This is a genomic window from Propioniciclava sp. (genome assembly GCF_036744435.1).
In the GTDB taxonomy this organism is placed as follows: Bacteria; Actinomycetota; Actinomycetes; order Propionibacteriales; family Propionibacteriaceae; genus Propioniciclava.
Genome location: NZ_DAIOIA010000220.1, coordinates 1 through 2,236, shown reverse-complemented (window position 1 = coordinate 2,236; position 2,236 = coordinate 1). Strand labels below are relative to the sequence as shown.

Here is a 2,236-nt window from a genome sequence, read left to right as displayed (position 1 = left end):
CGCTGCTGAAGCTGGCTTTGGATCTGCTTGACCGTGTCGAGGCCGACGCCCACCACGATCAGGATCGAGGTGCCGCCGAACGGGAACTGTTGAGAGGTGCCCATGAACACGAAGGCGAACGCGGGCAGGAGCGAGATCAGGCCCAGATACAGCGAGCCGGGGGCCGTGAGACGGGACAACACGTATGCGAGGTACTTCTCGGTCGGTTTGCCCGCCCTGATGCCCGGGATGAAGCCGCCGTACTTCTTCATGTTGTCGGCGACCTCCTCCGGGTTGAACGTGATCGCCACGTAGAAGTAGGCGAAGGCGACGATGAGGACGAACATCAGCAGGTTGTGCCAGATGGTCGAGCCACCCATGTTCGCGTTGATCCAGGACGCCACCGGGCTGTCGGGCATGAACTGCGACAGCATCACCGGCAGGTAGAGGATCGAACTGGCGAAGATCACCGGGATGACGCCGGCCTGGTTGACCTTCATCGGGATGTAGGTGGTGCTGCCGCCCACCAGGCGGCGGCCGACCATCCGCTTGGCGTACTGGACCGGAATCCGGCGCTGCGCCTGTTCGACGAAGATGACGCCGAGCATCACCAGCAGGCCCACCGCCACGACCGCGGCGAAGACCAGCCAGCCGTTCGCGTTCGGCAGCGTGAGCCCGTTCCACTCGATGGTGCCGCGGCTCAGGGCGATCCCCCACACCTGGGCGGGGAAGGCCGCGGCGATCTGCGTGAAGATCATGACGGACATGCCGTTGCCGACGCCGCGCTCGGTGATGAGCTCACCCAGCCACATGACGATGCCGGTGCCCGCGGTCATGGTCAGGACCATGGTGATGATCGGGAAGATGCTGGTGTCGTAGACCAGCGACAGCGAGCAGCCCTGGAACAACTGCCCGGTGATCGCCATCGTGACGTAAGCGGTGGACTGCATGATCGCCAAGACGATCGTCAGGTAACGGGTGTACTGGGTGATCTTCTGCTGGCCCGACCCGCCCTCCTTCTTCAAGGCTTCCAGGCGGGGGATCACGACGGTCAGCAACTGCAAAATGATGGATGACGTGATGTAGGGCATGATGCCCAGGGCGAAGATCGCCAACTGCAGCAGCGCACCGCCGGAGAACAGGTTGATCATCGAATAGATGCCCGCCGCGTCCCCCGTGGTCGCCTCGATGCGACACTGGTTGACGTTCTGCAGGTTCACGTTGGGTGCCGGGATCACGGAGCCAAGCCGGAAGACCGCCAGGATCGCCAACGTGAACAGGATCTTCCTACGCAGGTCAGGGGTCCTGAACGCGTGGATAAAGGCGGAGAGCATCCGGTTCCTTACGGTGAAGTCTGGTACTGCGGGCGGGGCCTGAGCCCAACCTGTCTGACTGTACCAACTTCCGCGCGGTGAACCCTCATCCGAATCGGCGGTGGGCTCAGGCTCCGGCGGGCGGCTCGAGCGGACGGATCATCTCCGGGCCATTGTTCGCCACGCTGTTCACGGCACGAGACACCTCGTGGGCAACCAACCCCTCGGGTGCCGAGAGCAGGCTCCGGGCCAGGTCGGCGTCCACCGCCCGCGGATCCAGCCACGTCCCCCAGTCGCCAGGATCCACCACCATCGGCATGCGGTCGTGAATGTGCCCGAGGGCGTCGGTCGCCACGGTGGTGATGATCGTCGCGCTGGTGAGCCACGTCCCATCCAGGGGATGACGCCAGAATTCGTAGAGTCCGGCCATCACGAAGCGCCCGCGCGCAGGATGCAGGAACCACGGCTGCTTCACGGTGCGGCCGTTCTCGGTCTGCGTCGTCCATTCAAAGTAGCCATCGGCGGGAATGAGACAGCGGCGCCGGGCAAAGGGCACCGCGAACGCCCGCTTGCTCGCCACGGTCTCGACCCGCGCGTTGATCATCCGGGCACCACTGGAGGCATCCTTGGCCCAGGACGGCACCAGGCCCCAGCGCGGCGCCACCAGCTTCCGGAGCACCGTCCCCGACGCCTTGTCCTCGCGTTCGATGACGGCGGGGATCGGGTCGGTGGGGGCAACGTTGAAGTTGGCCACCGCCGGTTCCACCACCTCATCGATGAGGAACGCCTCGACGATTTCCTCGGTGCTCTGCGAGGCAGCGAATCTCCCGCACATGCGCCCAGCCTAGCCAGGGCCCACCCACGCAAACGCCGACGGCGAGCATCCTGAGGATGCTCGCCGTCGGCGTGAACGTAGCGTTGCTCAGACCTCGGTGGCGGTGCCG

2 protein-coding genes are annotated in these 2,236 nt (G+C 65.1%); both read right to left on the bottom strand.

Going from position 1 to position 2,236, the window contains the following annotated elements; translation table 11 throughout:
• On the bottom strand, positions 1-1,313 hold a 1,313-nt coding region (secY, locus tag V7E09_RS15360; protein WP_324511705.1), incomplete at its 3' end, for a preprotein translocase subunit SecY.
• Positions 1,314-1,419: 106 nt separating this feature from the next.
• On the bottom strand, positions 1,420-2,127 hold the full coding sequence (locus V7E09_RS15355; RefSeq protein WP_324523707.1) for an SOS response-associated peptidase: 708 nt from the start codon (positions 2,125-2,127) through the stop codon (positions 1,420-1,422).
• Between the last annotated feature and the right edge of the window lie 109 nt (positions 2,128-2,236).

What these genes read in the sequence shown, in the direction of transcription:
- V7E09_RS15355 (WP_324523707.1), bottom strand. Translation starts at nt 2,127, where the DNA reads ATGTGCGGGAGATTCGCTGCCTCGCAGAGCACCGAGGAAATCGTCGAG.